Genomic DNA, 2187 nt, shown 5'->3' on the forward strand with positions numbered 1-2187 from the left:
CCGGAGGAAGGCGCCGCGCCGCCCGAGCCACCCGCCTTTCCTGAACCGCCCGGCACGGGCATACCACTCCCGGGCGCGCGCGGCCCGCGCCGCGCGATGCGCTACGGCCTGCGCATCAGCTTCGAGAGCCGCCCGGACGACCCAGAGCTCGGCCGGCTGATCGAATCCACCGTGTGGGTGAACGACGCGCACCCCGCGTATCGCCGTGCCGTGGCTTCCCGCTCCGAGGGTTACCACCTCGCGCTTACCGTCGCCCTCGCCCTCGCGCCGCTCGCCGTCGAACCCGCGCGCGGCCACGAGTTCGTCACGGCGTTTCTCGCGCGCTGGGGCGAGGCGGCGGAGGACGGGCGCGGGCGAGGGCAGCGGTAGGCTCACACCCTACGCCGCGCAACGCTGACGTGGACGGCGCCGGCCGCCCCTCGTTTCGTTTCGCCTGCCGGCGGCGTATGTTTCGAGCTCGGTGCCCGGGCTGCTTCGCCCGGCGCCGCCCCGCTCGATCAGCGACTCTGCCGGCGCGGGAGTCGGCCAATGTCTGCCGAGTACTCCTTCAAGCCTTTCAGCGAGCAGGCGTTCTTCCGCGAGGTGAACACCTGGCTGGTCGAGCGCGCCCGGCTCCAGCCCGGCTGGCGGGTGCTGGACGTAGCGTGCGGCAGCGGGCTGGTGACGGAGCTGGTGCTGGAGCGGGTGCGCGGGGCGCGCGACGCGCTGGTGGTGGCGCTCGACATGTCGGCCGACGCGCTCGCCGAAGTGCGGGAGCGCTTCTCGGGGGCCACGGGTGCGGTCGTGGAGTTCGTGCAGGCCCGGGCCGAGGAGCTGTCGCAGTTCGTCCGCCAGACCATGGACGCCGTGCTCTTCTGCAACGGCATCCATTACATCGACGACAAGCGGCGCGTCCTGCGGGAGATCTACGCCACGCTCCGCCCCGGCGGCACCTTCGCGTTCAACACCTCCTTCTTCGAGGGCGCGCACCCGCCAGAGACGCACCCCTTCTACCGCCGCTGGATGCTGCGCGCGCTGCGCACGCTCAAGACCCGCTACGGCGTCATGCCGGAGCGGACCAGGGTCACCGCCCGCCGGCAGCTCACGCCCGCTGAGTACCACGAGGCGCTCGAGGCCGAGGGCTTCCAGGTGCAGGTCGAGCAGCTCGTGACCGTCCTGATGGACGAGCAGGGCTGGCTCGACATCAGCCGTTTCGCCGATTTCGCCGAGGGCGTCCTGCCGGGCGTTCCGCTCGACCACGCGGTCGAGGTGCTGTGCGACGCCCTGCGCGCGACCTTCGCCGAGCTCCGCATCGAGGTCGTGCCCCGCAACTGGCTGTCCGTGGTGGCGACGCGGAGCTGACATGCCGACCGTCGCCTTCACGCAGAACATCCAGCGCCACGTTCCCTGCCCGACCATGGACGTGCCGGGCGCGACGGTGCGCGAGGCGCTGGAGCGCGTCTTCGAGACGAACCCTCTCGCCCGCGGCTACGTGCTCGACGAGCCCGGCGCCGTGCGCCCGCACATGGTGATCTTCGTCGATGGCCGCCAGATCCACGATCGGACCTCGCTCTCGGATCCGGTGCGGCCCGACGGCGAGGTGCACGTGATGCAGGCGCACCCGCGAAGCCTTTCTCAGGTACCTGGAGAGGCTCCGCAAAGCGGAGCTCGTGCGTTGGTCGTTCAACGGGCGGGAGCATGGCCGATCTCCCCGCCGGTGGGACCGGGCAACGGCCTTCCTGGTGCAGACCAAGACCATTTCTCCGGTTACGCGTGCGCGCGAGAGCGAGGCGGGACGATCTCATGACTGTAGGTCCTCAAGCGCAGCTCCAACGGCTCTTGGCTAGCGGCCTGGCGAAGGACCCGCTCGAGCACGCCGAGCAGGTCGCCCGGGTCGCGTCCATCCTGCACCGGGCCTTCGGCAGGGCCGGGCTGCGCAGCACAGTCGTCGGCGGCTCAGCGATTGAACTCCACGCACCGGGGGTGTACCAGACCGGCGACATCGACCTCGTGGTCGAGCGAATGCGGCACGATGCCGAGCGCATCGAGACTGTCTTCGAGGCGCTCGGGTTCGAGCGCGGCGGTCGCCACTGGCAGATCGGAGACCTCTTTGTGGAGGTGCCCAGCACGACGCTTTCCGACCCGAGCGAGTTCATGCGTGTTGGAAGTGCCGTCTTCGAGATCGTCACGAAGGAAGTGGTCCTTGCC

General features: G+C 70.5%; 3 protein-coding genes and 1 pseudogene. All 4 read left to right on the plus strand.

Translation table 11 applies throughout. From position 1 onward, the window contains the following. Positions 1-369 (plus strand): hypothetical protein (locus HY703_01130; GenBank protein MBI4543781.1); only part of this gene is annotated, 369 nt, incomplete at its 5' end. Between the two features lie 159 nt (positions 370-528). Beyond that, positions 529-1341 (plus strand): methyltransferase domain-containing protein, encoded by an 813-nt coding sequence (locus HY703_01135; GenBank protein ID MBI4543782.1) that lies wholly within the window; start codon positions 529-531, stop codon positions 1339-1341. 1 nt (position 1342) lies between these two features. After that, positions 1343-1597, plus strand: a pseudogene (locus tag HY703_01140) (MoaD/ThiS family protein). 221 nt (positions 1598-1818) lie between these two features. After that, positions 1819-2187, plus strand: a 369-nt coding sequence (locus tag HY703_01145) for a hypothetical protein (GenBank protein ID MBI4543783.1), incomplete at its 3' end; no start/stop codon positions are given.

Source organism: Gemmatimonadota bacterium (assembly GCA_016209965.1).
In the GTDB taxonomy this organism is placed as follows: domain Bacteria; phylum Gemmatimonadota; class Gemmatimonadetes; order Longimicrobiales; family RSA9; genus JACQVE01.

Bases quoted from the DNA above. Each gene is read 5' to 3' on its own strand.
- HY703_01135 (MBI4543782.1), top strand. From the start codon at position 529: ATGTCTGCCGAGTACTCCTTCAAGCCTTTCAGCGAGCAGGCGTTCTTC.